Raw genomic sequence first — 22,591 nt, 5'->3', positions numbered from 1 at the left:
GGATGGCAGGCCGGACCGGATGAGCCGGGCGGCAGTACTGCATCCCCGGTTACGGCGGCGGCCTGCAGACGGGGGTCTCAGCGGGCCGCCGCCGCGCCTCCCGGTCGGGATCGCGGGCGCCGGACGCCTCGGTCGTCGCGGATGAGCGCGTGCGCCGTCGTGCAGCCGAGCTGCGCACCGCGCTCGGCACGCGAGGGGCCCACCCCGAGCAGCTCCAGGAGGTCGTGCTCGACCCCGCCGGGAACGGGGACGAACCGCATGCGCTCGGCATCGAGGCCGGTCAGCGCGACGACGGTGAGCCGCCAGTCCGTGCCGTCGCCCCATCCCGGGCGGGCAAGGGGCGTGTGCGTGACGCGGACGGCGACGAATCCGCCCGGCTCCGGCCCGACGGCGAGCAGCTCCACTGCGGTCGGGGACGCGTCCGCGGTCGGCTCGGCCGGCGGGTGCAGCGCGGCGCGGAGCCGGTCGAGCTGCGCGCGGAGGCGTGCGTCGGCAGGGAGGTCGGTACCCATGGCGTCTCCTGGGGTCGGCGGTGAGACGCGCGCGCGGGACGGGGATGCGGCGCCTCACCCAAGAGACGCGGGAACCGCCGCAGCGTGACGGGAAAAGCGCCGGATCGGTCGGGTCAGCGCGCCGACGAGGCGTCCGGGCGCGCGATGCTTGCGGCCTCCTCGAGGGCCGGGAGCGCGGCGTGCAGGGCCGCCACCTGCGCGGGGTCGAGCCCGTCGAGGATGCGCGTGACGGCGCGCGCTCGGTCGGAGCGCGCCTCCCGCAGCAGCTCGATGCCCGCGTCGGTGCCCGAGACGAAGAAGGAGCGGCCGTCGTCGGGGTCGGGTGTGCGCTCGACCAGTCCGCGCGCCTCCAGCTCGGAGACGAGCCGGGTGACCGTGGGGGCGGCGACCTGCTCGACGGCGGCGACCTCGCTGGGGCGCAGCGGCCCCGTGCGGACGATCGTCGACAGCGCGGAGAGCTGGCCGTGGCTCAGCCCGCCGGTGCCCGAGCGGATGCGGCGGTTCAGGCGTCCGACGGCGAGCGCGAGCCGTCCGGCCACGTCGTCGCGGTCCGGGCCGGTCATCTCGTCATGCTCGGGCTGCACCCACGTCCTCGCCTTCGTCGCTGGTGGACCGCTCGGCCGCGGTCCCCTCTCCATGAACATACTTGGCTCCGCCTGCGAACGAGGCGATGGCGCCGATGATGCTCATGATCGCCGCGGCGAGGAACACGATCACGAGCCCGTCGTGGAACGGGCCGGAGATGAGCTGGGGGAAGAACTCCTTGCCCGTCAGCGTGGCCGCATCCACCTTGGCGCTGGAGAGCAGGCCGGTCGGCGCGAGCAGGCTCTGGATGGGGTTGTAGCCGAGGAAGGCGGCGAACAGGCTGCCGACCGGTGGCGTGTTGCCGATCTGCGAGGCCACCGTCTGCGGCACGCCGTGCGACGTCAGCCCCTGCGTGAGCGCGGTCGGCAGTGCGACCGAGAGGCCCGCGATCATCAGCGAGAAGAAGATGCCGATGGAGAGCGAACTGCCCGCGTTGAGGGCGACGCCCGCCATGCCCGACGCCGCGCCGCGCTCGTTCGGCGGCACGCTGTTCATGATCGCCGTGCGGTTGGGCGACGAGAACAGGCCGGAGCCGATGCCGTTGAGGCCGGTGAGCAGCGCGAACTGCCAGTACTCGAAGTTGACCGGGATGAGCAGGAGGCCGATGAAGGTCGCCGCGACCAGCACCAGGCCGACCGTGGCGAAGCCGCGCGAGCCGAAGCGATCGGAGAGCGCGCCCGAGATCGGGCCGGCGATGAGGAAGCCGATCGTGATCGGGAGCATGTAGATGCCGGCCCAGAGCGGCGTCGACTCGTAGCTGTAGCCGTGGAGCGGCAGCCAGATGCCCTGCAGCCAGATGATCAGCATGAACTGGAGGCCGCCGCGCCCGATCGCCGCGAGGAAGCCCGCGAAGATCCGGCCGAGAACGGTCTGATCCGGAACAGCCGCATGTCGAACATCGGCGACGGCACCTTCAGCTCGACGAACACGAACGCCACGAGCAGCAGGATGCCGCCGATGATCGAGCCGAGCACCCACGGGTTGCCCCAGCCCTGGCTGCTGTCGCCGTAGGGCTGGATGCCGTAGGTGATGCCGGTCAGCAGGGCGACCAGCCCGATCCCGAACGTCAGGTTGCCGAGCCAGTCGATGCGGCCCGGGTTCTTCTGGCCGACCTCGTGCAGCGACTTGATCGACCAGATCGTGCCGATCACGCCGAACGGAACCGACACGAAGAACACCATGCGCCAGTCGATCTCGGCGAGCACGCCGCCCAGGATGAGGCCGATGAACGATCCCGCGATCGCCGCCACCTGGTTGAGTCCCAGCGCGAAGCCGCGCTTGTTGGCCGGGAAGGCGTCCGTCAGGATCGCCGTCGAGTTGGCGAACAGCATCGCACCGCCGATGCCCTGCACGAACCGCCAGCCGATCAGCCACGTCGCCGCCGGTCCCCCGGTGAACGGGTCGAGGCAGAGCAGGATGGCCGCGATGGTGAAGATCACGAAGCCCAGGTTGTAGATGCGCACGCGCCCGTACTGGTCGCCCATGCGGCCGAACATCACGACGAGCACCGCGGTGACGAGCATGTAGCCCATCAGCATCCAGAGCAGGTACGAGACGTTGCCCGGCTCCAGCGGGTTCAGCTTGATGCCGGTGAAGATGGCGGGCAGCGAGATGATGACGATCGACGAGTTGATCGTCGCCATGAGCATGCCGAGCGTGGTGTTCGAGAGCGCCACCCAGCGGTAGTGCGGGTGGTCTTTGGTGAAGATGCCGGTGCGGGCCACGGGAGTTTCCTGACTTGGGACGTGCGGGTACGTGGAGTCGTTGCTTTATATGCATTAACTATATAGCCGGGAAATAGACTCTGCCATCGTCCGGTTGCCTTCGGGGTGTGTGTGAGACACAACTCAACCTGGCAGTTGCACAACGCCGTTGGCAGTGACGCGCAACCTACTTGGCAGTTCACAACAAAGTTGGCAGCGGCTCGGCCTTCTCCTCATCGGGGCGAGGATCGTGGTGCTCGGGGTCCGGAACGCAGACTCGGCTAGAGTACGCACGCATCCAAGACCGGCGAGAGGACGCGTCAGTTCCCGACCCGCGCCGCGCGCAAACCAGCGAGCACCTCGTCGAGATCCTCATCGTCTTCGACACCTGTCGCCGCGATCGCCTCGTACTGCTCCTGGCGGCGGCGCTCGGCGTACGCGAGCACATCGCCGAGTGCGACCCGACGGTGTGCAGTTCCGACGCGCTCAAAGGGAATCTCGCCCGCATCCAAAAGCTTGACCAGGGTTGGCCTGCTGATGCCCAACAGATCGGCGGCCTGCTGCGTGGTGAGCACCCGAGACTGGGGCTGAATGGTCACCGCTTGTCCCAGACGCATGGCCCCAACAACCTGCTGCAGCAGCTGGTACACCGGTGCAGGCACCTCCGTGCGATCGTCCTGATCAGCACCCACCAGGTAGTACCGTGGATGATCCCTGAGCGGCCGATCGAACAGATCATGCAGACGCTGCAGATCGTTCTCATCTCCCGGCAGATAGGTGCGGGCCAACGTGGTAGCGCTCATCATCGCCTCCTTCGAAACAAACGAATAACTTTTCGTTTCTTTCGTATAGGGCATAAAAGACTCGGGTTTCAACTGGCAGTAGCGGGAGTTGATGAGACGGGAGTAAGTCGTCGCGGAGGCTTGAACGGTCGGCTGTATGTGCAGCCGGCGGCAAGGCGAAAATGTTCGAGCGGGTTGCCGGTCGCGTGCTAGCAACCTTCCGGGGTTCGTGGGATGGGGGCGAGTGCTACCAGGCCGGTGAGTCCGTCGGGCGTGCCGGGCCAGTTGCGTTCGAGGGCGTCGTAGCCGGCGTGTTTGGCGGCGAAGCGCAGGGCGAGGACGGTGATGATCGCGTCGTCGGCGTAGCCGATGCCGGGGAGGAAGTCGGGGATGAGGTCGATGTGGAGGATCAGGTAGGCGAGCAGCCCGTACAGCCACCAGCGGGTGCCTCGCGGCACGGCCGGGTCAGTCGCGAGGCGCCGGATAAATCGGATCACGTCGGGCACCAGCCGCAGGATGGCACGCCAGTCGAAGTCTCGCCCGACGCGGCGTTGCTGGATGAGCAGGACGACCACGAGGGCGATCCAGATGACGGCCAGGCCGATGAGCACTCCGACGACGGTCCACATCCACTCGGGCACGGTCACTCCCGGAAGATGTGGACGGCCTCGCGCACGGCGTAGGCGACGATCACGAGTCCGGCCACGGGATCCGCCCACCACCAGCCGAGGAGTGCGTCGAGGGCGATGCCGAGCAGGACCGCGGTAGCGAGGATGCCATCCACCAGCGTCACGCGGCCCTCCGTGGTCAGCACCGGGATGCCGAGCCGATGGCCGGTGCGGGCTTTGCCGAAGGAGCAGTTGGGACGGCTACCGGCCCGATCTGATCGCACGGCTCGCACCCGCCAGCGGTGCCGGCCTACGCGGCCCAACGATCGTAGACATAGCGGCTAGATGATCCAGGCGGAGAAGTAGGGCCGTTTGGAAGCTCCGAAATGCGAGATAAACCACGCTGGTCCGTGCGAGCTGGCGAAGAGGTTTGAGTGGGTCGACGAGATATGAACGCGAGTTTGTGCTGGGCCAGTCAGCATGACCGCCGTGTGGTCAGGAGCACTTCCTCTGGGAATCGATAGGGCATCGTCAGGCCGCTCGCAGGTGGAGTAAGAATCCGCCAAGATCCTCGTCGGATCGTGGAGGCATCGACCACGAACGGGAGGTTCTCAGATGAGCACACGCGCACGGGGCAAGGCGGTCGTCGGCTGGCTGACCGGGATCATCGGCATCGGGAGCCTCGCGGTGACCGGCATCCTGTCCGGTGTCCTGGCGACGGGCGGCGACTCGTCCCCGGCATCGACGACCAGCGGCACCTCCGGGTCCTCGAGCTCGTCGAACTCCGGCACGGACACCTCCACCGGATCGTCATCGGACTCCAGCGACTCCTCCTCCGGCTCGACCGGGACTTCGTCCGGCACGTCGAGCGACTCCTCCCAGGGCACCACTGTGCAGCCGAGCCAGGGAGGACAGAGCAGTGGCCGCTCGTCGGGATCCTAAGCCTCTGACCACCCGATCCGACTGGCGGATCTGGGGTGTGCAGGCGTCGGTGGTCGTCGGACGGCCGGAAGCCCTGGCGGGCGCCACCGCTCTCGCTGAGCAGGTGCTCGCCGAGGTCGGCGCGGCGTGCAGCCGGTTCGACGAGGCGTCGGAGCTCTCCCGGCTCTCTCGGGAGGCGGTGACCGTTGACGGCGTCGTGGTCTCCGCCCTCCTCGCCGAACTGGTCGGTGCAGCCCTCGAGGTCGCCGCGGATACCGGCGGCAGCGTGGACCCGACGCTCGGCGCGGACCTCGCGGCCTGGGGCTACGACCGCGATCTCGCAGCACTCCCGACGCCCGACGCCGGAGCGGCCGCCGCGGGCCTCACCCTGTCCGTCCAGCCCCGCGATCCCGCGTGGCGCCGGGTGCGCCTCGACGGGCGCCGGCTCGTCATCCCCGCGGGGATCGTCCTCGACCTGGGGGCGACCGCCAAGGCGTTCGCGGCGGACCGCATCGCGCAGCGCATCGCCGACGCGTTCGGCACGCGCGTGCTCGTCTCGCTGGGCGGCGACATCGCGACCGCAGGCCCTGCGGACGCGCCGGGGTGGGAGGTCACCGTACAGGACCTCGACGACGACCCGTCGCAGCAGGTGCGACTGCCTTCGGGTGCGGGCCTCGCCACGTCGAGCACGCAGAAGCGCCGCTGGCTGCACGACGGCCGGACGGTGCAGCACATCCTCGACCCGTCGTTCGGCACGCCGGTCGTCCCCGTCTGGCGCTCCGCCACCGTGGCGGCCCAGACCTGCCTGCGGGCGAACGCCCTCAGCACGGCCGCGATCGTCCGCGGGCGCGCGGCCGTCGGCTGGCTCGCAGCGCAGAGCGCCGACGCCCGGCTCGTCGATCTCGCGGGACGCGTGGTGACGGTGGGCGCCTGGCCACGGCCGGCCGACCCCGCCCTCGAACCCACCGGCGCGACGGGGACGGACCAATGAACGAGATGCTGTGGGCCTTCGGTCGCGCCAGCGGGATCATCTCGCTCGTCCTCTTCACGGTGACGGTCCTGATCGGCATCGTGACTCGCTCGGGGCGCCCCCTCCCCGGCCTCCCGCGCTTCTCCGTCGCGCTGGTGCACCGCAACGTTTCGCTGCTCGCCGTGGTCTTCCTCGTCCTGCACGTGGGCACGCTGCTCTTCGACTCCTACGCCAAGCTGAACCCCGTGGACGTCGTCGTCCCGTTCCTCGGATCCTTCAAGCCGTTCTGGCAAGGGCTCGGGACCGTCGCCTTCGACCTGGTGATCGCGATCGTGGTGACGGGGCTGCTGCGCCGCCGGATCGGGCAGCGCGTCTTCCGATTCGTCCACTGGTTCGCCTACGCGATGTGGCCGATCGCCGTGCTGCACGGGATCGGCAACGGCACGAACGGCACGAGCGGCTGGTTCCTGCTGCTCGCCGTCGCCTCCACCGCGGCCGTCGGGGCCGCGATCATCTGGCGGCTGTCGGCGGGATACCTCGAGAAGTCCGGCGCGCGGCGATCGGCCGCAGAACGAGAGGCACTGCGATGACCATGACATCCGGCCCCACCACACGCGAGCGGAACACTGCCCCGGCGGGTTCGCGACGTCTCCTCGCCGCGGGACGGGACGCCGACCTGGGCACGCACCTGCGCACCTTCGGCTCCGTCGCACTGCCCGAGAGCGGGAGGATGCTCGCCGAGCTCGAGTCCTCCGGTCTGACCGGCCGCGGCGGCGCCGGCTTCGCGACCTGGCGCAAGGTCGCGGCGGCCGGTCGCGACCGGTCGCCGCGCCGCAGCCGCGCGCCGATCGTGATCGGCAACGGGGCGGAGGGCGAGCCGCTGAGCTGGAAGGACGCCGTCCTGCTGCAGAACGCCCCGCACCTGGTGATCGACGGTCTGCTCGTCGCGGCCCATACGGTCGGTGCACGCAAGATCATCCTCTACACGGGCACGGATTCCCTCGACGCCCTCACCCGGGCCATCGCCGAGCGGGACGACGCCCGCCGGATCGAGCTGCTCGAGGCCGCGGACTCCTTCGTCTCGGGAGAGGCCAGCGCGGTCGTCAACGCCATCGAGCACGACGACCCCCGCCCGGCGGATCGCATCGTCCGGATGACCGACTCCGGCCTGAAGGGTCGCCCGACCCTGCTGCAGAACGTCGAGACGCTCGCCCACGTCGCACTGATCGCCCGGTACGGCGGCCGTTGGTTCCGGAGCGTCGGTGCTCCCGACGACCCCGGGACGCGCCTCGTCACCGTGTCGGGAGACGTCGCCCAGCAGGGCGTGTTCGAGGTGACGACGGACAGCACCGTCGATCAGGTCCTGCGGAAGTCCGGCACCGATCCGCGAACCGCGACCGCGGCACTGATCGGCGGGTACCACGGCGCCTGGGTGCCGTCGGCGTCCTTCGGCGCCGCCTTCTCGCCGGCCGGCCTCGCCGCCGTGGGAGCCCAGCCGGGCGCCGGGATCGTGCACGTGCTCGGGCGCACCCGCTGCGGCCTCGACGCCACGGCCGAGATCACCGACTACCTCGCCGGTCAGTCGGCCCGCCAGTGCGGCCCGTGCATGTTCGGCCTGCCGACCATGGCGTCGCGCCTGAGCGAACTCGCCGCCGGTGTGTCGGCGGCGGCGAACGCGGCCGAACTGGTCCGCCTCTCCGACCTCGTCGTCGGCCGCGGGGCCTGCCACCACCCCGACGGCACCGCACGTCTCGTCCGCAGCGCACTCATGGTCTTCGCCGCCGATGTGCGGGCGCACGGCCACGGGCACTGCACCCGACAGGAGGGCTGAACCATGGCCGCACCGCACCACCAGCTCCACATCGACTGGACCCGCTGCGACGGGCGCGGACTCTGCGCCGAGCTCCTCGAGGACGCGATCGGCCGCGACGACTGGGGGTACCCCGTCTCCCGACGCGGCGACCCCGCTCGACGCACGAACGTGCCGATCCGCGACGCCGAGCTCGAGGATGCGGAGGACGCGGTACGCCTGTGCCCGGTGCTCGCGCTCACGCTGCTGCGCGCGGACGCCGGTTGACGCCGAGCGGGCGCAGCCGTCAGCGCGCAGTGAACCGGGCAGCGCGACGCGCGACGCGATGGCGGTACCCGCGCACCCTCGCGGCCGGCGGCGTCCGGCTGAGGCGTGCGTAGTACCAGACCTTGGCCGCCTCCACGAGCACCAGGTAGGCGACCACCATCGCCACCAGGGCCAAGAAGAAGGGGACCGGAAGCGGCGAGAAGCCGAGCACGCCCGCGAGCGGCGAATACGGCAGCCACACGCCGACGGCGACGACCGCGAGCACCGAGAGGGCGAGCGAGCGCGAGGGCCGGCTGCGCAGGAACGGCACACGGTGGGTGCGGATGGCGAAGACGATGAGCGACTGGGTGGCGATCGACTCGATGAACCACCCCGACCGGAACTCCGGCGCCGCCGCGTGGAAGACCCAGAGCATGAGGCCGAACGTGGCGAAGTCGAAGACCGAGCTGATCGGCCCGAACAGCAGCATGAAGCGCCGGATCGCCCCGATGTCCCAGTGCGACGGGGCGCGCAGCTGCTCCTCGTCGACCGTGTCGGTGGGGATGGCGAGCTGCGAGGCGTCGTACAGCAGGTTGTTCAGCAGGATCTGGCCGGGCAGCATCGGGAGGAAGGGCAGGATGACCGAGGCGATCGACGCGCTGAACATGTTGCCGAAGTTGCTGGACGTGCCCATCAGCACGTACTTGATGGTGTTGGCGAAGATGCGCCTGCCCTCGGTGACGCCGTCGGCCAGCACGCCGAGGTCCTTCTCGAGCAAGAGCACGTCGGCCGCATCCTTGGCGACGTCGACGCCGGAGTCGACCGAGATCCCGATGTCGGCGTGGTGGAGCGCGAGCGCGTCGTTCACTCCGTCGCCGAGGAAGCCGACGGCACGCCCCTTCTGTCGCAGCACCTGGATCAGCCGCGCCTTCTGCTCGGGCGAGACGCGGGCGAAGATCGAGGCGTTCCTCGCCGCCTCCGCCAGCTGCGCGTCGCTGAGGGAGTCGATGCGGTCGCCCGTGAGCGTGCCCTTCGAGGTCATGCCGAGCTCGGCGCACACCCGCTCGGCCACGACCGAACCGTCGCCCGTCGCGATCTTCACCTCCACCCCCAGTCCGCTCAGGCGGCCGAGGGAGGCGCGGGCATCCGCCTTCACCCCGTCGGCGAACGACAGGAGGCCGACGAGCTGCAGATCGCGTTCGTCGGCGACCACGAGCCGATCGGCGCCGGGCGCGACCCGCGTGGCGACGGCGACCACCCGGGAGCCGGACTCGTAGAGAGCGTCCAGCTGTGCACGTGCCGCGTCGGGCACGGCGCGACAGCGGTCGAACACCGACTCGGGTGCGCCCTTCGCGACGATCGTCGGGTCGGCGCCGGCCGCCTGCACCAGCGCGCTCGACATGCGGCGCTCGTGATCGAACGGCACCGCATCCAGCCGGCGGTACGCGGCCGTGGGGGCGACCACGGCGCCGGCACCGGCCCAGAGGGCGGCATCCAGCGCATTGAGGCCGACGACCGACGGATCCCGCGGATCCGCCTCGGTCGCGAGCAGTCCCAGCAGCAGGAGGGCGTCGTCCGTCGTCGAGCCGTCGACCGGGACGGCCCGGTCGAAGACGATCTGCCCGGTGGTGAGCGTTCCGGTCTTGTCGGTGACGAGCAGGTCGAGGTCGCCGAGGTCCTCGATGCAGACGAGTCGCTTGACCAGCACCCGCTTGCGCGCCAGCACGCGGGAGCCGGCGGCCATGCTGGTGCTCACCACTGCGGGGAGCAGCTGCGGGGTGATGCCGACCGCGATCGCCAGCGAGAACAGCAGGGACTCGATGATCGGCCGCCCCAGGAGCACGGCGATCACGAAGATGGTCGAGGTCAGCAGCAGGGCGACGATGAGGAGGAACGACGAGAACCGGCCGAGCCCGCGCTGGAACTCGGTCTGCGGCTCCTCGGCACCGAGGCCGACCGCGATCCGGCCGAACTCCGTCTCCCGGCCGGTCGCCACGACCACGCCGACGCCGCTCCCGGCGTGGACGACCGTGCCCATCAGGGCGCTCCCGGACAGATCGCCGATGCCGCTCCCGGCAGCGACGACGGCCGGGCTCTTCGCCGTCGCGGAGGCCTCCCCCGTCACGATGCTCTCGTCGCACTCCAGTCCGTTGCACTCGAGCAGCCGCAGATCGGCGGGCACGATGGTGCCGATGGCGAGCACGACGACGTCCCCGGGCACCAGGTCGGTCACGTCGACCGTCGCCCTCGACCCGTCGCGGAGGACGGTCGCGGTGTGCCGGAGCCGGTCGTGCAGCGCGTCGGCCGCCCGGGCCGCGCGGAACTCCCCGACGAAGCCGAGGCCGACGCTCACGACCAGGATGACGGCGATGATCAGCGCCTCGACGCCCTGGCCGAGGAACGCGGAGACGACCGCGGTCGCGAACAGCAGGATGAGGATCGGGCTGCGCAGCTGGCGTGAGAGCACCCGCCAGGGCCGCGCCTTCTGGGTCGCCACGGCGTTCGGTCCGACCCGCACGAGGCGCGCCGCCGCCTCGGCAGAGCTCAGACCGGCCGTCGTCGAGCTCGTCGACCGGAGTACAGCGGCGGCATCGTCGGAGGCGGCCGCCCGTACGGCACTCGCCACGGTGAGGCTCACCGCACGACCACGACCGGCAACCGGAGGTTGAGCAGCACGTCGTGGCTGACGGAACCCAACAGGAACCGGCCGCCGGCGTGCCGGTTGTGCGTCCCGACCACCAGCAGCGCGCTCCCGGCCGCCGCTTCGACCAGGCCGCGCGATGGCGCCGCCTCGATCACCCGCGTGCGCACGTCGAGCGACGGATGCCGCTCCCTCGCCTGCTCCGCCGCCTTCTGCACGATCCGCTCCCGACGATCGCCCAGCCCGATCTCCGGCACCAGACCGGCGAGGAGGGGATTCGCGGTGAAGCCCGCGCAGACGACGACCAGCGGGGCGTCGAGTGCGGCGGCCTCGTCGGCCGCGAAGGCGACCGCGAGTTCGGAGGGGAGGCCGCCGTCGACGCCGACCGTCACGCCTCCGTCACGCCCCGCCCAGCCGTGCGGTACGACGGCTACCGGGCCGGCGGCGCCCGCGGAGACCCGCACGGCCAGCGACCCCGTGAACTGCGACCGTTCGGTCGCCGGATGCGCGCCGACGACGAGAAGGTCGGCGTCGCGCGCGGCGGCGACCAGTTCGGTACCGACGTGCCCGTAGCGGACTGTGGCCGACACGTCCTCGACCCGGTCGGCCGCGGCGGCGTCCGACTCCACCAGCCGTCGCGCGGCGAGAGCCAAGGCGTCGTCGGGTTCGTCGAGGACATCCCCCCACCCGCGCTGGATCACGTAGACGAGTTCGAGCCGCGAACCGTCCCGGATCGCCCGGGTGATCGCCCAGTCCCGCGCGGCGCGATGCTCGGGTCGGCCGTCGACCCCGACCGCGATGGTCGTGGTCATCGGCCGTGCTCCTCCGCGTCGTGGATGACCAGCACGGGACACGCAGCGCGCTCGGCGCAGGCACGGGAGACGGATCCGAGGAGCAGCCCCGTGAAACCCCCGCGTCCCCGGCTGCCCACGATCAGCATCTCCGCGCCTGTCGACTCCGCGACCAGCTCGGGCGCGGGCGGACCACTGCGGACGACCGAGGAGTACCACGACGGCGAGGTCTCGCCGAAGACCTCGGCGGCAGCCTCCGCGGCGATCGCGTGGGCGTCCGCCTCGGGCGACCAGCCTCCCATGACATACCCGGGCCAGGACGGGGGAAACTCCCACACGGTGACCCCGACGAGCGAGCAGCCCAGGCTCTCGGCGATGGTCACACCCCGTCGCAATGCCGCGATGGAGGAGGCGGAGCCGTCCACACCCACCACGATCCGCCCGCCCGGGTGGATGCGATCGTCGGACTTCTCCGGGTGCGCGTCCTGGTTCATGATGTGCTTCCTTCCTGCGGGACCGGCCAGCGGTCCGGTTCTGGCACGCGGAGGAACCGCTTGCCCGAGATGCGGTCGACGGAGATCCGGACGAATCGGTACTTGAGGGTCGGGATCCACGGCTGCAACGGGAAGCGCTCGGCCTCGTCGAGCTCGGCGCCGCTCTGCAACTCATGGGCGCGACCGTGCACGACGACGCTCCACGCCTGCAGGTTGTCGAAGCCGTCGATCTCGAACGCGACCGTGTCGTGCACGGTCAGCTCGAGCAGCTTCGTCCCCGGAGCGGTGCGGACCAGCACGGTCTCCCCGTCGGAGTAGTAGTTGACGGGGAAGATGTCGGGCTCCCCGCCGGCGGCGGTCGCGAGGCGGCCGAGGACCCCCAGGCGGAGCAGCTCTCTGGATTCGCTGCGGTCGAGGTCTCGGACAACGTCATCCGATGGCATCGTGTTCTCCTTCCGTGTTGCGTGCATCAACCCGCTCGACGTCGAGCGGGGCGTGGACGACGAGGGTCGGCGACGACACGTTGAGCAGCACGTCGTACGCGACCGCTCCGAGGGTGCCGAGCCGCGCCTCCGCGCGACGCGAGTCGCCGATGACCAGCAGCTCGGCCGAGCGGGCGAGCTCGTTCAACGCCATCCCCGCCGGCCGGCGGACCACCCGCGCACGGATGACGATGGCGGGCTGCCGGCGTCGGGCCCGGTCGAGCACGGCCGACATGAGCGCCCTGGCGTCGTCGTCGCGGCGCCGCTGCCAGTCCTCGCGCTGGTCGTCCCGCTCGATGTCGACGGCCGTGCTCGCCCCGGACGAGCGCACGGCCAGGAGCTCGCAGGCGTGGGAGGCCGCCAGGTCGGCGGCGAGGTCGACCGCCGCCTCGCCCGCGGGCGTGTCATCGACTCCGACCACGACGCCGCTCCGCAACCGGGAGCTGACGCCGGGGATGACCGCGACCGGCCCGGTCGCCAGGTTCGCCAGCTGGAGGCTGCGGGATCCGAAGGCGCGGCCGTAATGGAAGCCGGTCTTGTGCGTCCCGACGACGAGCGCCGTCCCCGGTTCGCTGAAGGCCGCGAGCTCGACCATCGGGCTGCCCCTGCGCAGCTCGGTGCGGACGGGGACGTCCGGATGGAGCGACCGCGCGAAGGCCTCCGCAGCGCTCAGCGTCCGCCCCGCCTGGTCGTCGACCTCGTCGATGAGCACAGAGCCGACCGTGCCCCATTCATCGTCGGCGACGTGCACCAGCAGCACCTCGGCGCCGAAGCCGGCGGCGTGAGCGGTCGCCCATCGGATCGCGGCGCGCGACGGCGCCGATGCGTCCACCCCGACCACGAGCCTGCGGATCACCATGCCTGCACCTCCTACGACCAGTGTCGGATCGTGCAGGCACTGCGCGCGGGCCGTTGGTCCCGTGGAGTTGCGCGGGCGGGACTGCTGCGTCCGCCGGTCGGGAAGCTACACTCGGTCGCAGCAGGGGCCGATCCGCCCGGCCCGCGACAGAGCCGAGGGGGCGACATGGCCGGCGACGACCCGCTCACGTTCCCCGACGTCCCTCGCGCCGAGCTGGACCAGGCGCTCACCACGCTCGTGGAGCAGGCCGGCAAGGTGCTGGAGACGCAGGGCCGCCTCCGGGCGCTCGTCCGGGCCAACCGTGCCGTCGTGTCGCACCTCGAACTGGAGACGGTGCTGCGCACGATCATCGCGTCCGCGGTGGAGCTGGTGGGCGCCCGGTACGGCGCGCTCGGCGTGATCTCCGACGGGGGCGGCCTGGAGCAGTTCATCCATGTCGGGATGGATGAGGGGGCGGTGGAGGAGATCGGTCACCTCCCCGAGGGCCACGGTCTGCTCGGCGCGCTGATCGACGACCCGCGGCCGATCCGCATCGACGCGATCGCCGCTGACCCGCGCTCGTCCGGCTTCCCGCCCGGGCATCCTCCGATGTCGGCCTTCCTCGGCGTGCCCATCACCGTGCGCGACACGGTCTACGGCAACCTCTACCTCACCGACCCCGAGCGCGGAGGGTTCACCGAGGACGACGAGCAGCTCGTCCGGGCGCTGGCCGCCACCGCGGGCTTCGCGATCGACAACGCGCGTCTCTTCGCCGAGACGGCCGCGCGGCAGGCGTGGAGCGCGGCCACCGCCGACATCACGGCGGCCGTGCTCGGGGGGAGCGTCGACGAGGGCGTCGCGGACTTGATCTCGCGCCTGGTCGCTCTCACCGGTGCACGCGCGGTGCGCATCGTCGATGTGGAGGCGGACGCCTGGCCGGACGACGCCGTCCTCCGCTCGGCGGTCGAAGGGCGGCAGCCCGCCCGCACCGACGATCTCGGAGCGCTGCCGCCGGATGGGGGTGACCGATTGGGCCCGGCCCTGCTCGTCCCGTTCGACCGCGACGAGGCCGGCCGGTCCCTGCTGGTCGTGGCGCGCGAGCCGGGAGCCCGGGTCTTCACCGCGTTCGAGCTGGAACGCACGGTCGCGCTCGCCCGCCAGACGCAGCTCGCCGTCGAGCTGGCCGCTGCCCGCGCGGACCGGCAGCGGATGCTCCTCCTCGAGGACCGCGCACGCATCGCCCGCGACCTCCACGACCATGCGATCCAGCAGCTCTTCGGCGCCGGGCTGGAGCTGCAGAGCATCCAGGCGGCGATTGGCGGCCCGCTCGCCCAGCGGATCGACTCCACCGTGCGGACGCTGGACGACACCATCGCCCAGATCCGGACCATCATCTTCGCGCTCGCCCAGCCGCACGGCGACGACTCCAGCCTCCGCCACCGCCTGATCGACATCGTGCACGAGATCGGCGGGACCCTGCCCGTTCCGGCGACGGTCTCGTTCTCGGGGCCTGTCGAGACGGTCGTCGAGCCCCGGCTCGCGGACGACATCGTCGCGTTCGTCCGCGAGGCGCTGGCGAACACGGTGCGGCACTCGGGTGGATCCACCGCCGCCGTCTTCGTTACAGCCTCGGCGGATGAGGTCGTGGCCGTGGTGTCCGACGACGGGCACGGGATCGGCACGACGCCACGGCGGAGCGGGCTGGCGAATCTGGCCGAGAGGGCGCGGGGGCGCGACGGCTCGCTCGTGGTGGACTCCGACTCGGCCGGCACAAGGCTCACCTTCTGCCTTCCGCTCTCGGGCGGGGACGGCTCATGACTCCGCCGATCCGCGTGTTCCTCGCCGACGATCACGAGATCGTCCGTCGCGGGCTCGCCGCTCTCATCGACAGCCAGGCGGACCTCGAGGTCGTTGGCGAGGCCGCCACGGCGGCCCAGGCTCGGGCGCGCATCCCGGCCGTGCGACCCGACGTCGCGGTGCTCGACGTGCGGATGCCCGACGGCAGCGGGATCGACGTGTGCCGCCGCCTCAAGCAGGACGATCCCGCGATCCGGTGCCTGATCCTGACCGCGTACGACGACGAGGAGGCCCTCAACGCCGCGGTGATCGCCGGAGCGGACGGGTACGTCATCAAGGACATCCGCGGGAGCACGCTCCTCGACGACATCCGCGCGTGCGCGGCCGGTCGGCGCCTCATCGACCCCCGGGTCGTCACCCGCGTCGCCACCCGGTTGCGCGATCCGGCCGACGACCCCCGGTTCGCAGCCCTCGGCCTCCGTGAGCGGCAGGTGCTGGCTCTGATCGCCGACGGCCTCACGAACCGCCAGATCGGGGAACGCCTCGACCTGGCCGAGAAGACCGTCAAGAACTATGTGAGCTCGTTGCTCGCCAAACTTGGCCTGGAACGCCGCACGCAGGCCGCCGTGCTGCAGACAGAACGCCACGGCTCACGCTCGCCTCACAGGCAGTAGCGGGCATTGAAGAGCTGCTGGGTCAGCAAGCGCGACTCGTTTTGACATGGATCCGGGCCGTCCGCAGAGCGGCCAGGATCGTCGCCAGATCGACGGCCTCCTGGAGCAGGGCGCCGGCGACGGCGGGGATGAGGCCGAAGGAGGCGATGATCATCAGGACGACTGAGGCGGCGATCCCGAGCCAGATGCTCTGCAGGGCGACGCTCACCGTGCGCCGGGCGATCACTACGGCGTCGGCGACACGGCCGATGTCGTCGACGAGGAGCACCACGTCGGCCGACTCGCTCGCCGCGGTCGCGCCGTTCGCGCCCATCGCGATCCCCACATCGGCGCTTGCGAGCACCGGTGCGTCGTTGACGCCGTCGCCCACCATGACGACCGGTCTCCGGGCGATGGAGGCCACGCGGTCGACCTTGTCTGCGGGCAGGCACTCCGCCCGGTAGCGGGCGATGCCCAGCTCGGCGGCGATGCCGGCCGCGGTCTCGGCGGCGTCCCCGGTGAGCATTTCGATATCGGTGACGCCGAGGCTGCGGAGGCGGTCCAAGGTCGCGCGGGCGTTCTGCCGGGGGGCGTCGCGTTCGATCAGCGCGCCGCCGTAGCTTCCGTCGACGCCGATGTAGACGGCCAGCTCCCCTGGGGCGATCGGCTCCCGCGGTGTCGCTGGCGCGTGCGATCGTACGAACGCGCGTGTGCCGACCGCCACCTCTCGCTGGCCGACGCGCGCGAACACACCGTCTGACGCCTGCTCACGGGCGGCGTCGACCGGCAGGAGTCCCACGCGACGGGAGGCCGCCTCCTGCACGACGGACGCCGCCAGGACGTGGGAGGAGTACTGCTCGGCGCTGGCCGCCAGGGCGAGGAGCTCGTCCGCGGTGAATCCTTCCGCAGGGCGGATCTTGCGGAGCGCGGGGCGCCCCGACGTGAGCGTCCCCGTCTTGTCGAAGACCACGGTCCGCGCTTTCGCCAGCGCCTCGAACACGGTGCCGGCCCGCACGATGATGCCGGCGCGCGCCGCGCTGCCCATCCCGCCGATGAAGGCGACAGGCGCGGCGATGAGCAGCGGGCACGGCGTGGCGAGTACGAGGACCTCGGCGAAGCGAACGGCATCGCTGCTCACGATCCACGCGACACCGGCCAGCAGGAGCGAGAAGACCGTGAAGGGCAGCGCGAAGCGGTCCGCGAGCCGGACGACGGCCGCCTTGCTGTGCGCGGCGCGCGCGACCAGCGCGACGATCTGCTGGTACTGGCTGTCCGCCGCGACGGCGGCGGCCCGGATGCGCACGGCCTCCGCGCCGTTGATCGCTCCGCTGAGGACGGGCTCCCCCTCAGTGAGCGCGACCGGCAGGCTCTCGCCCGTCAGGGAGGAGAGGTCGAAAGCGGCGCCGTCGCTCACGAGGACGCCGTCCACCGGCACAACCTCCGACGGACGCACCAGGAGGAGGTCGCCGACGGCCACGGCATCGATCGGCACGTCCTCGACCTGCTCGCCTGCGAGCCGATGCGCCAGCCGCGGATCGCGATCGAGGAGCGCGTCGAGTTCGTGCCGCGCCCGCCGGTTCGCGGAGTCCTCCAGCGCCTCGCCGCCGGTCAGCATGAGCACGACGACGAGTGCGGCGATCACCTCGCCGACGAGTACGGTGGCAACGATCGCGACGACGGCGAGCAGGTCGACGCCGAAGCTCCCGCGCGCGACGGTGCGGACCATCCGGACCGCGTAGCCGGCCGCCACGGCGAGGGCATATCCCCCGCCCAGCCAGGCGCCCGTCGTCCCCGCTCCCGCGAGCGCGACAGTGCCGGCGCCGGCGGACACGAGGATCGTGGCCGCCACCAGCCAGTGGCGCCGGAGGACGGCCAGGGGCCCGCCGCGGCGGGACCGTGCCGCGGCGGACACGCTCATCCCGTGACGGACGTCACGACGCCGTCCGCCACCTGCTCCTCCACCGGGAGCGGGGCGTCGTAGACGAAGACGAGACGCGCGGGCACCGAGCCCGCCAGCACCTCCGCGACGGCTGCGTTCACATCGTGGATGTCACGGCGGGATGCGACGACGCGCGTGCGGCCCGCGGCGTGCAGGGCGAACACCTCCGCGAGGTCCTGACGGGTGCCGACGATGGAGCCGATGATGGAGATCCCCTTCAGGACGGTGTCGAAGACGGGCACGGTCAGAGTCCCCTCGGCCGGGAGGGACACCAGTACGAGCCGACCGCCCCGGTTCAACGAGCGGAACGCCTGATCGAACACGCTCGGAGCGACCGCCAGGACGATGGCGACGTCGGCGCCGCCGAGATGGCGGAGCGCCTCGGCTGGATCGACCTCCGCCGCGTTGATGACGTGGTCCGCCCCGAGCTCGACGGCGAGGTCCAGCTTCTCGTCCGTCACATCCACCGCCACGACCTTCGCCCCCACCAGACGCGCGTACTGCACGGCGAGATGGCCCAGGCCGCCGACGCCGAAGACGGCCACGCGCTCGCCCGGCACGACGCGTGCCGCTTTGACGGCGGCGTACGTCGTCACCCCTGCACAGGTGAGCGGAGCCGCCTCCAACGGCGAGATGCCGTCGGGGACCGGCGATGCGAAGCGCGCGTCCGCGAGGGCGTACTCCGCGTAGCCCCCGTCGACCGCGTACCCCGTGTTGTACTGGCTCTCGCAGAGGTTCTCGCGCCCGTCGACGCAGTAGCGGCACTCGCCGCAGGCATGCCCGAGCCACGGGAGCGCCACCCGCTGGCCGATCGTGCGGGTCGTCACCCCCGCTCCGACGCGTTCGACGATGCCGACGCCTTCATGGCCCGGCACGAAGGGCAGGCCCGGCTTCACCGGCCAGTCGCCGTCGATGGCGTGGATGTCGGTGTGGCAGAGGCCGCACGCCTCCAGCCGGACCAGGACCTGACCGGGTCCGGGTGATGGGATGGGGCGGTCCTCGATGGTGAGGGGCTCGTGGAATCGGTTGACGACGGCTGCGTGCATGGCGGCTCCTTCCGGTTGCCGCCAGTCTGACCGCACGGAGGCGCCTCGGGATGGGACTTTCGGCCCTCCCGATCGACCGAGCGCGCTGGGATGCTCGATCCAGGCACAGCAGGAGGAGGACGCCATGCGACGATGGATCCGCATCGTGGAGACGGCGCTCACGGCGACCGTCGCCGTGACCGCGCTCGCGGGCGGCCTCGCCCTGGCCGTCGGTTCGATGACCGGCGCGGGCGAGGGGGGCGCGTTGCCGAATCCGGCGTACCTCACGGGCAGCCCCTTCGCCACGTATCTGCTGCCCGGGCTCATCCTGGCCCTGGTCGTCGGCGGAACCCATGTCGTCGCCGCGCTGCTGATCGGGCGCGGCTCGCGCCGCGGGCCGTTCGCGGTCGCCGTCGCCGGCTTCGGATTGCTGATCTGGATCTTCGTGCAGATGGCGTTCATCCCGTTCAGTCCGCTGCAGGCGGCGTACTTCGCCGCGGGCCTGACGGAGCTGGGGCTCCTGCTGCTCGCCCTCGGCCTGCTCCCGGTCGAACGGACGTCCGGCCGGACGGTCGCCTCGTGACGTCGATGCGGGCTTGGCGGACCACGGGGACGAGCGGGGGGCTGGAGCAGGTGCGGGTGCCCGTCCCGGAGCCGTCGGTCGACGAGGTGCTGGTCGAGGTCGAGGTGTGCGGAGTGTGCCGCACCGACCTCCACGTCGTCGATCACGAGATCCCCGTCCATCGTCCGCACGTCATCCCGGGCCACCAGGCGGTGGGGCGCGTGGTCGGCCGCGGCACGGCCGTCACCGGTGTCGCGCTCGGCGATCGGGTGGGCGTGGCGTGGCTGCGCCGCACCTGCGGCCAGTGCGCCTTCTGCCGGCGCGGGGCGGAGAACCTCTGCCCGCACTCGGAGTACACCGGGTGGGACGCGGACGGCGGCTTCGCCGAGTACCTCACGGCACCCGCCGCGTACGTGTATCCCGTCGACGGCGACGTCGATCCCGTCCGCATCGCCCCTCTGCTCTGTGCCGGGATCATCGGCTACCGCGCACTCCGCCGCGCGAACCTCCCGCCCGGCGGGAACCTCGGGATCTACGGCTTCGGATCCAGCGCGCACGTCACAGCGCAACTCGCCATGGCGGGCGGCGCCCGGGTGTTCGCGATGACGCGCGGTGAGCAGAACCGGGCGCTCGCCCGCGAGCTCGGGGCGACGTTCGTCGGCGACGAGGCCGAGCGGCCGCCGGAGCCGCTGGACGCGGCGATCGTGTTCGCGCCGGCAGGCGGACTCGTCCCCGTCGCCCTCGCGGCCACTGTCAGCGGCGGCACCGTCGTGCTCGCCGGGATCGAGATGAGCGACATCCCCTCCCTCGTCTACGAGGACTCGCTGTTCCGGGAGCGCGATCTGCGCACGGTCACCGCGAACACCCGGGAGGACGGCACACGGTTCCTCGCTCTGGCACGCACTCTGCACCTGCGTCCGCGCGTCACGGTCGTCCCGTTCGACGACGTCGCGGAGGCGATCGACAGGGTCCGCTCGGGTCGGGCCGGCGGCTCGCTCGTCGTGCGGGTCGCGCCAGGAGACGTCCCCGCCTGACCGGCCGCGCCACGGGACCTTCGGCCCACCCCGGGCGACCGTGCGGCGTGGATGCTTGGCCGCATGAACGCCACAATCATCTTCAGCGATCTCGCCGTCCGCCGCGCGGTCGAAGCCGAGCTCGCGTGGACCCCGGATGTGAGCGCCCCCGCGATCGGCGTCTCCGTCGAGAACGGAGTCGTGACCCTCACGGGCGAGGTCGCCACGCTCCACGAGCGCATCGCCGCCGTCGACGCCGTCCAGCGCGTGGCCGGTGTGCGCACCGTCGCGGACGAGCTGAGCCTCCCGTCGACCGCGCGGGAGCCCGAAGGGCGTCGACTCGCCGCAGCGATCGACGCGATCCTCGCCTGGACCAGCGGCGTCCCCCACGACGGCATCCACGCCCAGGTCGACGGGCATCATGTCGTGCTGAGCGGCACCGTCGAATGGGATGCGCAGCGTGCCGCCGCCAAACGCGCCGTCGAACGGATCTGCGGCGTGCGCTCGGTCGAGAGCCGCATCGAACTGACCCGGCGCCCGGCAGCGGACGACATCGCCGAGCAGATCGCCAACGGAATCACGCGCAATGCGATCCTCGACGCGCGGCGCATCGAGGTGACGGTCGACGGCGACGAGGTGACTCTCACGGGCGCGGTGAGCTCGTGGACGGAACGCCGCCACGCGACCCGCATCGCCTGGGCATCGCCGCACGTCCGGATGGTGCACGATCTCCTCCGGGTCGAGCCCGAGGCGATCCGATGAGCGCGGGAGCCGCGAACGGCCGGGTGGTCATCGTGTACGAGTCGATGTTCGGCAGCACCCGCCGTATCGCCGAGGCGATCGCCGAGGGCATGCGCGGCGGACCGGACGTCACGGTGCTGCCCGTCAAGGACGCACCCGAGACGTTCCCCGACGCCGATGCGATCGTGGTCGGCGCTCCGACCCACGTGCACGGGCTGAGCAGACCCTCGACGCGCGCCGAGGCCGGCCGCTGGGGCGACGACCCGGATCGAGCGCTGACCCTGGAACCGGACGCCGAGGGCATCGGGATGGGTGAGTGGCTCGACAGCTGCGGCACCCTCCCCGGCCTGTTCGCCGCCTTCGACACCCGCGCCGACATGACGGAGCTGTTCTCCGGTTCGGCAGCGGCAGCCCTCGACAAGCGCCTCCGCGCGGCCGGGTCGCGACGCTTCGCCGATCGGGCGAGCTTCCTCGTGGACAAGGACAGCGCGCTCGAAGCCGGTGAACTCGAGCGCGCCCGCGCGTGGGGCGGAACGCTGGCGCAGGCCGTCGGCTCGCGAGCGGGTGCGCGGTGACCCCCGGGGCGGCGGCGCCCGAACGGACCGTCGTGTGCTGGGATGGGACGGAGCCCGCAGACGCTGCCGTCGCGTGGGCGATACGTCACGCCGGCGACGTCGGCGGGACCGTCGAGGTCTTCGACGTCGTGGATCGCGGGCTGTTCCGCGGCGACCCGCGTGCGCTCGACCGCGCCACCGTGGAGGAGGAGGGGCGGCTCGCGCGGCGGATGGACGACCTCGCACTCGAGCATCGCGGCGCCGTCTCCTCGAGCGCCCTGCTCGTGGGCGATCCAGAGGAGATCCTCAGAACGCAGACCGGTCCCGGAACGCTGGTCGTGGTGGGCACGCGCCGACGGGTCGGACCCCGGCTGCGGTACGGCTGGTCGCTGGGTGCCCGGCTCGCGACGGCGGCGGACGGTCCGGTGGCGATCGTTCCGATGGAGGAGCGGGTCGCCGACCGGGATCGGACCGGGATCGTGGTCGGCGTCGACGGTTCGGCCGTGGCCCGCCGCGCACTGGCGTACGCCGCCGAGCAGGCGGAAGCCGCGCAGCACACCCTCACCATCGTGCACTGCTGGCAGGAGCCGCTCGCCGCGGAGCCCCTGGTCGTCCCGGACGACGAATTCGACGGTTTCATCGACGCACAGCAGTCGGCGCACGCCGAACTCCTGGAGGATCACGTGCGCACGGTGCGGGAACGGCATCCCAGCGTCAACGTGGAACCGGTGCTGCTGCGCGAGAACGCGATCTCCGGGTTGCGCTCCCGCTCGCAGGACGCGTTCATGCTGGTGGTCAGCAGTCGTCGTCTCACGGGTTGGAAGCGCGCCTGGCTCGGTTCGGTCTCGCACGGGCTCGTGCTCGACCTCGCCGCGCCGACTGTCGTCATCGGAGCGGAGAGCTCCTCTCTCGACCGTTGAGCCG

26 protein-coding genes are annotated in these 22,591 nt (G+C 71.7%); 11 read left to right on the top strand and 15 right to left on the bottom strand.

The window, feature by feature from the left end; translation table 11 throughout:
* Positions 1-77 precede the first annotated feature (77 nt).
* The 8 genes from BGO91_RS18855 to BGO91_RS18820 form a co-directional block, all read right to left on the bottom strand.
* Positions 78-512 carry a hypothetical protein gene (locus tag BGO91_RS18855; RefSeq protein WP_290474271.1) on the bottom strand — a complete coding sequence of 145 codons (435 nt, stop codon included), beginning with the start codon at positions 510-512 and terminating at the stop codon, positions 78-80.
* Between the two features lie 113 nt (positions 513-625).
* Positions 626-1,075, bottom strand: coding sequence for a MarR family transcriptional regulator (locus BGO91_RS18850; RefSeq protein WP_290474270.1), 450 nt, complete (start codon positions 1,073-1,075; stop codon positions 626-628).
* A 4-nt stretch (positions 1,076-1,079) separates the two neighbouring features.
* Entirely contained in the window at positions 1,080-1,904 is an 825-nt protein-coding gene (locus BGO91_RS18845) for an MFS transporter (RefSeq protein ID WP_290474269.1), read from the bottom strand.
* A complete protein-coding gene (locus tag BGO91_RS18840; protein WP_290474268.1) occupies positions 1,898-2,821 on the bottom strand; it encodes an MFS transporter in 924 nt (307 codons plus the stop codon). The genes BGO91_RS18845 and BGO91_RS18840 overlap by 7 nt, the downstream gene beginning before the upstream one ends.
* Before the next feature lie 299 nt (positions 2,822-3,120).
* Entirely contained in the window at positions 3,121-3,603 is a 483-nt protein-coding gene (locus BGO91_RS18835) for a helix-turn-helix domain-containing protein (RefSeq protein ID WP_290474267.1), read from the bottom strand.
* 188 nt (positions 3,604-3,791) lie between these two features.
* The gene (locus BGO91_RS18830; RefSeq protein ID WP_290474266.1) at positions 3,792-4,229 is read right to left on the bottom strand and encodes a DUF1232 domain-containing protein; all 438 of its coding nucleotides are present in this window, start codon (positions 4,227-4,229) and stop codon (positions 3,792-3,794) included.
* Positions 4,226-4,474: a cation transporter gene (locus tag BGO91_RS18825; RefSeq protein ID WP_290474265.1), complete on the bottom strand. Its 249-nt coding sequence runs from the start codon at positions 4,472-4,474 to the stop codon at positions 4,226-4,228. The genes BGO91_RS18830 and BGO91_RS18825 overlap by 4 nt, the downstream gene beginning before the upstream one ends.
* A 327-nt stretch (positions 4,475-4,801) precedes the next feature.
* Complete coding sequence (locus tag BGO91_RS18820; RefSeq protein ID WP_290474264.1) at positions 4,802-5,053, bottom strand: hypothetical protein; 252 nt, start codon at positions 5,051-5,053, stop codon at positions 4,802-4,804.
* Between the two features lie 56 nt (positions 5,054-5,109).
* On the opposite strand from BGO91_RS18820, the gene BGO91_RS18815 reads away from it, so the two are divergent.
* Genes BGO91_RS18815 through BGO91_RS18800 form a run of 4 tightly spaced genes read left to right on the top strand, consistent with a single transcriptional unit; the run spans position 5,110 to position 8,158 of the window.
* Positions 5,110-6,102 carry an FAD:protein FMN transferase gene (locus BGO91_RS18815; RefSeq protein ID WP_290474263.1) on the top strand — a complete coding sequence of 331 codons (993 nt, stop codon included), beginning with the start codon at positions 5,110-5,112 and terminating at the stop codon, positions 6,100-6,102.
* Entirely contained in the window at positions 6,099-6,671 is a 573-nt protein-coding gene (locus tag BGO91_RS18810) for a ferric reductase-like transmembrane domain-containing protein (RefSeq protein ID WP_290474262.1), read from the top strand. Before BGO91_RS18815 ends, BGO91_RS18810 begins: the two co-directional genes overlap by 4 nt.
* The gene (locus BGO91_RS18805) at positions 6,668-7,912 is read left to right on the top strand and encodes an NADH-ubiquinone oxidoreductase-F iron-sulfur binding region domain-containing protein (RefSeq protein ID WP_290474261.1); all 1,245 of its coding nucleotides are present in this window, start codon (positions 6,668-6,670) and stop codon (positions 7,910-7,912) included. The genes BGO91_RS18810 and BGO91_RS18805 overlap by 4 nt, the downstream gene beginning before the upstream one ends.
* A 3-nt stretch (positions 7,913-7,915) precedes the next feature.
* Positions 7,916-8,158 carry a ferredoxin gene (locus BGO91_RS18800; protein ID WP_290474260.1) on the top strand — a complete coding sequence of 81 codons (243 nt, stop codon included), beginning with the start codon at positions 7,916-7,918 and terminating at the stop codon, positions 8,156-8,158.
* Positions 8,159-8,177: 19 nt separating this feature from the next.
* Here BGO91_RS18800 and mgtA read toward each other — a convergent pair whose 3' ends face one another.
* The 5 genes from mgtA to BGO91_RS18775 are packed head-to-tail and all read right to left on the bottom strand — an operon-like array spanning position 8,178 to position 13,404.
* Complete coding sequence (gene mgtA, locus BGO91_RS18795; RefSeq protein WP_290474259.1) at positions 8,178-10,763, bottom strand: magnesium-translocating P-type ATPase; 2,586 nt, start codon at positions 10,761-10,763, stop codon at positions 8,178-8,180.
* An 8-nt stretch (positions 10,764-10,771) separates the two neighbouring features.
* On the bottom strand, positions 10,772-11,590 hold the full coding sequence (locus BGO91_RS18790; RefSeq protein ID WP_290474258.1) for a universal stress protein: 819 nt from the start codon (positions 11,588-11,590) through the stop codon (positions 10,772-10,774).
* Complete coding sequence (locus BGO91_RS18785; protein WP_290474257.1) at positions 11,587-12,063, bottom strand: universal stress protein; 477 nt, start codon at positions 12,061-12,063, stop codon at positions 11,587-11,589. The genes BGO91_RS18790 and BGO91_RS18785 overlap by 4 nt, the downstream gene beginning before the upstream one ends.
* Positions 12,060-12,506 (bottom strand): pyridoxamine 5'-phosphate oxidase family protein, encoded by a 447-nt coding sequence (locus tag BGO91_RS18780; protein ID WP_290474256.1) that lies wholly within the window; start codon positions 12,504-12,506, stop codon positions 12,060-12,062. Before BGO91_RS18780 ends, BGO91_RS18785 begins: the two co-directional genes overlap by 4 nt.
* On the bottom strand, positions 12,493-13,404 hold the full coding sequence (locus tag BGO91_RS18775) for a universal stress protein (RefSeq protein WP_290474255.1): 912 nt from the start codon (positions 13,402-13,404) through the stop codon (positions 12,493-12,495). The genes BGO91_RS18780 and BGO91_RS18775 overlap by 14 nt, the downstream gene beginning before the upstream one ends.
* A 165-nt stretch (positions 13,405-13,569) precedes the next feature.
* Between BGO91_RS18775 and BGO91_RS18770 the strand changes: the two genes are divergently transcribed.
* Together BGO91_RS18770 and BGO91_RS18765 are read left to right on the top strand one after the other, a co-directional pair.
* Positions 13,570-15,201: a GAF domain-containing protein gene (locus BGO91_RS18770; protein ID WP_290474254.1), complete on the top strand. Its 1,632-nt coding sequence runs from the start codon at positions 13,570-13,572 to the stop codon at positions 15,199-15,201.
* Positions 15,198-15,854 carry a response regulator transcription factor gene (locus BGO91_RS18765; protein WP_290474253.1) on the top strand — a complete coding sequence of 219 codons (657 nt, stop codon included), beginning with the start codon at positions 15,198-15,200 and terminating at the stop codon, positions 15,852-15,854. The genes BGO91_RS18770 and BGO91_RS18765 overlap by 4 nt, the downstream gene beginning before the upstream one ends.
* A gap of 22 nt (positions 15,855-15,876) precedes the next feature.
* On the opposite strand, the gene BGO91_RS18760 is transcribed toward BGO91_RS18765, so the two are convergent.
* Both BGO91_RS18760 and BGO91_RS18755 read right to left on the bottom strand, forming a co-directional pair.
* On the bottom strand, positions 15,877-17,751 hold the full coding sequence (locus BGO91_RS18760; RefSeq protein WP_290474252.1) for a heavy metal translocating P-type ATPase: 1,875 nt from the start codon (positions 17,749-17,751) through the stop codon (positions 15,877-15,879).
* A complete protein-coding gene (locus tag BGO91_RS18755; RefSeq protein ID WP_290474251.1) occupies positions 17,748-18,818 on the bottom strand; it encodes a zinc-dependent alcohol dehydrogenase in 1,071 nt (356 codons plus the stop codon). The genes BGO91_RS18760 and BGO91_RS18755 overlap by 4 nt, the downstream gene beginning before the upstream one ends.
* 124 nt (positions 18,819-18,942) lie before the next feature.
* On the opposite strand from BGO91_RS18755, the gene BGO91_RS18750 reads away from it, so the two are divergent.
* The 5 genes from BGO91_RS18750 to BGO91_RS18730 all read left to right on the top strand — a co-directional run bounded on the left by BGO91_RS18750 (position 18,943) and on the right by BGO91_RS18730 (position 22,587).
* A complete protein-coding gene (locus tag BGO91_RS18750; RefSeq protein WP_290474250.1) occupies positions 18,943-19,380 on the top strand; it encodes a hypothetical protein in 438 nt (145 codons plus the stop codon).
* A gap of 5 nt (positions 19,381-19,385) precedes the next feature.
* Positions 19,386-20,393 (top strand): zinc-binding alcohol dehydrogenase family protein, encoded by a 1,008-nt coding sequence (locus BGO91_RS18745; protein ID WP_290474499.1) that lies wholly within the window; start codon positions 19,386-19,388, stop codon positions 20,391-20,393.
* A 63-nt stretch (positions 20,394-20,456) separates the two neighbouring features.
* Positions 20,457-21,134, top strand: coding sequence for a BON domain-containing protein (locus BGO91_RS18740; RefSeq protein WP_290474249.1), 678 nt, complete (start codon positions 20,457-20,459; stop codon positions 21,132-21,134).
* A complete protein-coding gene (locus BGO91_RS18735) occupies positions 21,131-21,688 on the top strand; it encodes a flavodoxin family protein (RefSeq protein WP_290474248.1) in 558 nt (185 codons plus the stop codon). Before BGO91_RS18740 ends, BGO91_RS18735 begins: the two co-directional genes overlap by 4 nt.
* Positions 21,685-22,587 (top strand): universal stress protein, encoded by a 903-nt coding sequence (locus BGO91_RS18730; protein WP_290474247.1) that lies wholly within the window; start codon positions 21,685-21,687, stop codon positions 22,585-22,587. The genes BGO91_RS18735 and BGO91_RS18730 overlap by 4 nt, the downstream gene beginning before the upstream one ends.
* Positions 22,588-22,591: the final 4 nt, after the last annotated feature.

This window comes from Leifsonia sp. 71-9, from assembly GCF_001898805.1.
Classification (GTDB): domain Bacteria; phylum Actinomycetota; class Actinomycetes; order Actinomycetales; family Microbacteriaceae; genus Leifsonia.
Note: the sequence above shows the minus strand (reverse complement) of the source record. Positions and strands in the feature narration are given on the sequence as shown.

What these genes read in the sequence shown, in the direction of transcription:
- BGO91_RS18855 (WP_290474271.1), bottom strand. Translation starts at nt 512, where the DNA reads ATGGGTACCGACCTCCCTGCCGACGCACGCCTCCGCGCGCAGCTCGAC.
- BGO91_RS18850 (WP_290474270.1), bottom strand. Translation starts at nt 1,075, where the DNA reads ATGACCGGCCCGGACCGCGACGACGTGGCCGGACGGCTCGCGCTCGCC.
- BGO91_RS18845 (WP_290474269.1), bottom strand. Translation starts at nt 1,904, where the DNA reads ATGCTGATCATCTGGCTGCAGGGCATCTGGCTGCCGCTCCACGGCTAC.
- BGO91_RS18835 (WP_290474267.1), bottom strand. Translation starts at nt 3,603, where the DNA reads ATGAGCGCTACCACGTTGGCCCGCACCTATCTGCCGGGAGATGAGAAC.
- BGO91_RS18810 (WP_290474262.1), top strand. Translation starts at nt 6,099, where the DNA reads ATGAACGAGATGCTGTGGGCCTTCGGTCGCGCCAGCGGGATCATCTCG.
- BGO91_RS18805 (WP_290474261.1), top strand. Translation starts at nt 6,668, where the DNA reads ATGACCATGACATCCGGCCCCACCACACGCGAGCGGAACACTGCCCCG.
- BGO91_RS18800 (WP_290474260.1), top strand. Translation starts at nt 7,916, where the DNA reads ATGGCCGCACCGCACCACCAGCTCCACATCGACTGGACCCGCTGCGAC.
- BGO91_RS18790 (WP_290474258.1), bottom strand. Translation starts at nt 11,590, where the DNA reads ATGACCACGACCATCGCGGTCGGGGTCGACGGCCGACCCGAGCATCGC.
- BGO91_RS18785 (WP_290474257.1), bottom strand. Translation starts at nt 12,063, where the DNA reads ATGAACCAGGACGCGCACCCGGAGAAGTCCGACGATCGCATCCACCCG.
- BGO91_RS18780 (WP_290474256.1), bottom strand. Translation starts at nt 12,506, where the DNA reads ATGCCATCGGATGACGTTGTCCGAGACCTCGACCGCAGCGAATCCAGA.
- BGO91_RS18775 (WP_290474255.1), bottom strand. Translation starts at nt 13,404, where the DNA reads ATGGTGATCCGCAGGCTCGTGGTCGGGGTGGACGCATCGGCGCCGTCG.
- BGO91_RS18770 (WP_290474254.1), top strand. Translation starts at nt 13,570, where the DNA reads ATGGCCGGCGACGACCCGCTCACGTTCCCCGACGTCCCTCGCGCCGAG.
- BGO91_RS18765 (WP_290474253.1), top strand. Translation starts at nt 15,198, where the DNA reads ATGACTCCGCCGATCCGCGTGTTCCTCGCCGACGATCACGAGATCGTC.
- BGO91_RS18760 (WP_290474252.1), bottom strand. Translation starts at nt 17,751, where the DNA reads ATGAGCGTGTCCGCCGCGGCACGGTCCCGCCGCGGCGGGCCCCTGGCC.
- BGO91_RS18755 (WP_290474251.1), bottom strand. Translation starts at nt 18,818, where the DNA reads ATGCACGCAGCCGTCGTCAACCGATTCCACGAGCCCCTCACCATCGAG.
- BGO91_RS18750 (WP_290474250.1), top strand. Translation starts at nt 18,943, where the DNA reads ATGCGACGATGGATCCGCATCGTGGAGACGGCGCTCACGGCGACCGTC.
- BGO91_RS18745 (WP_290474499.1), top strand. Translation starts at nt 19,386, where the DNA reads ATGCGGGCTTGGCGGACCACGGGGACGAGCGGGGGGCTGGAGCAGGTG.
- BGO91_RS18740 (WP_290474249.1), top strand. Translation starts at nt 20,457, where the DNA reads ATGAACGCCACAATCATCTTCAGCGATCTCGCCGTCCGCCGCGCGGTC.
- BGO91_RS18735 (WP_290474248.1), top strand. Translation starts at nt 21,131, where the DNA reads ATGAGCGCGGGAGCCGCGAACGGCCGGGTGGTCATCGTGTACGAGTCG.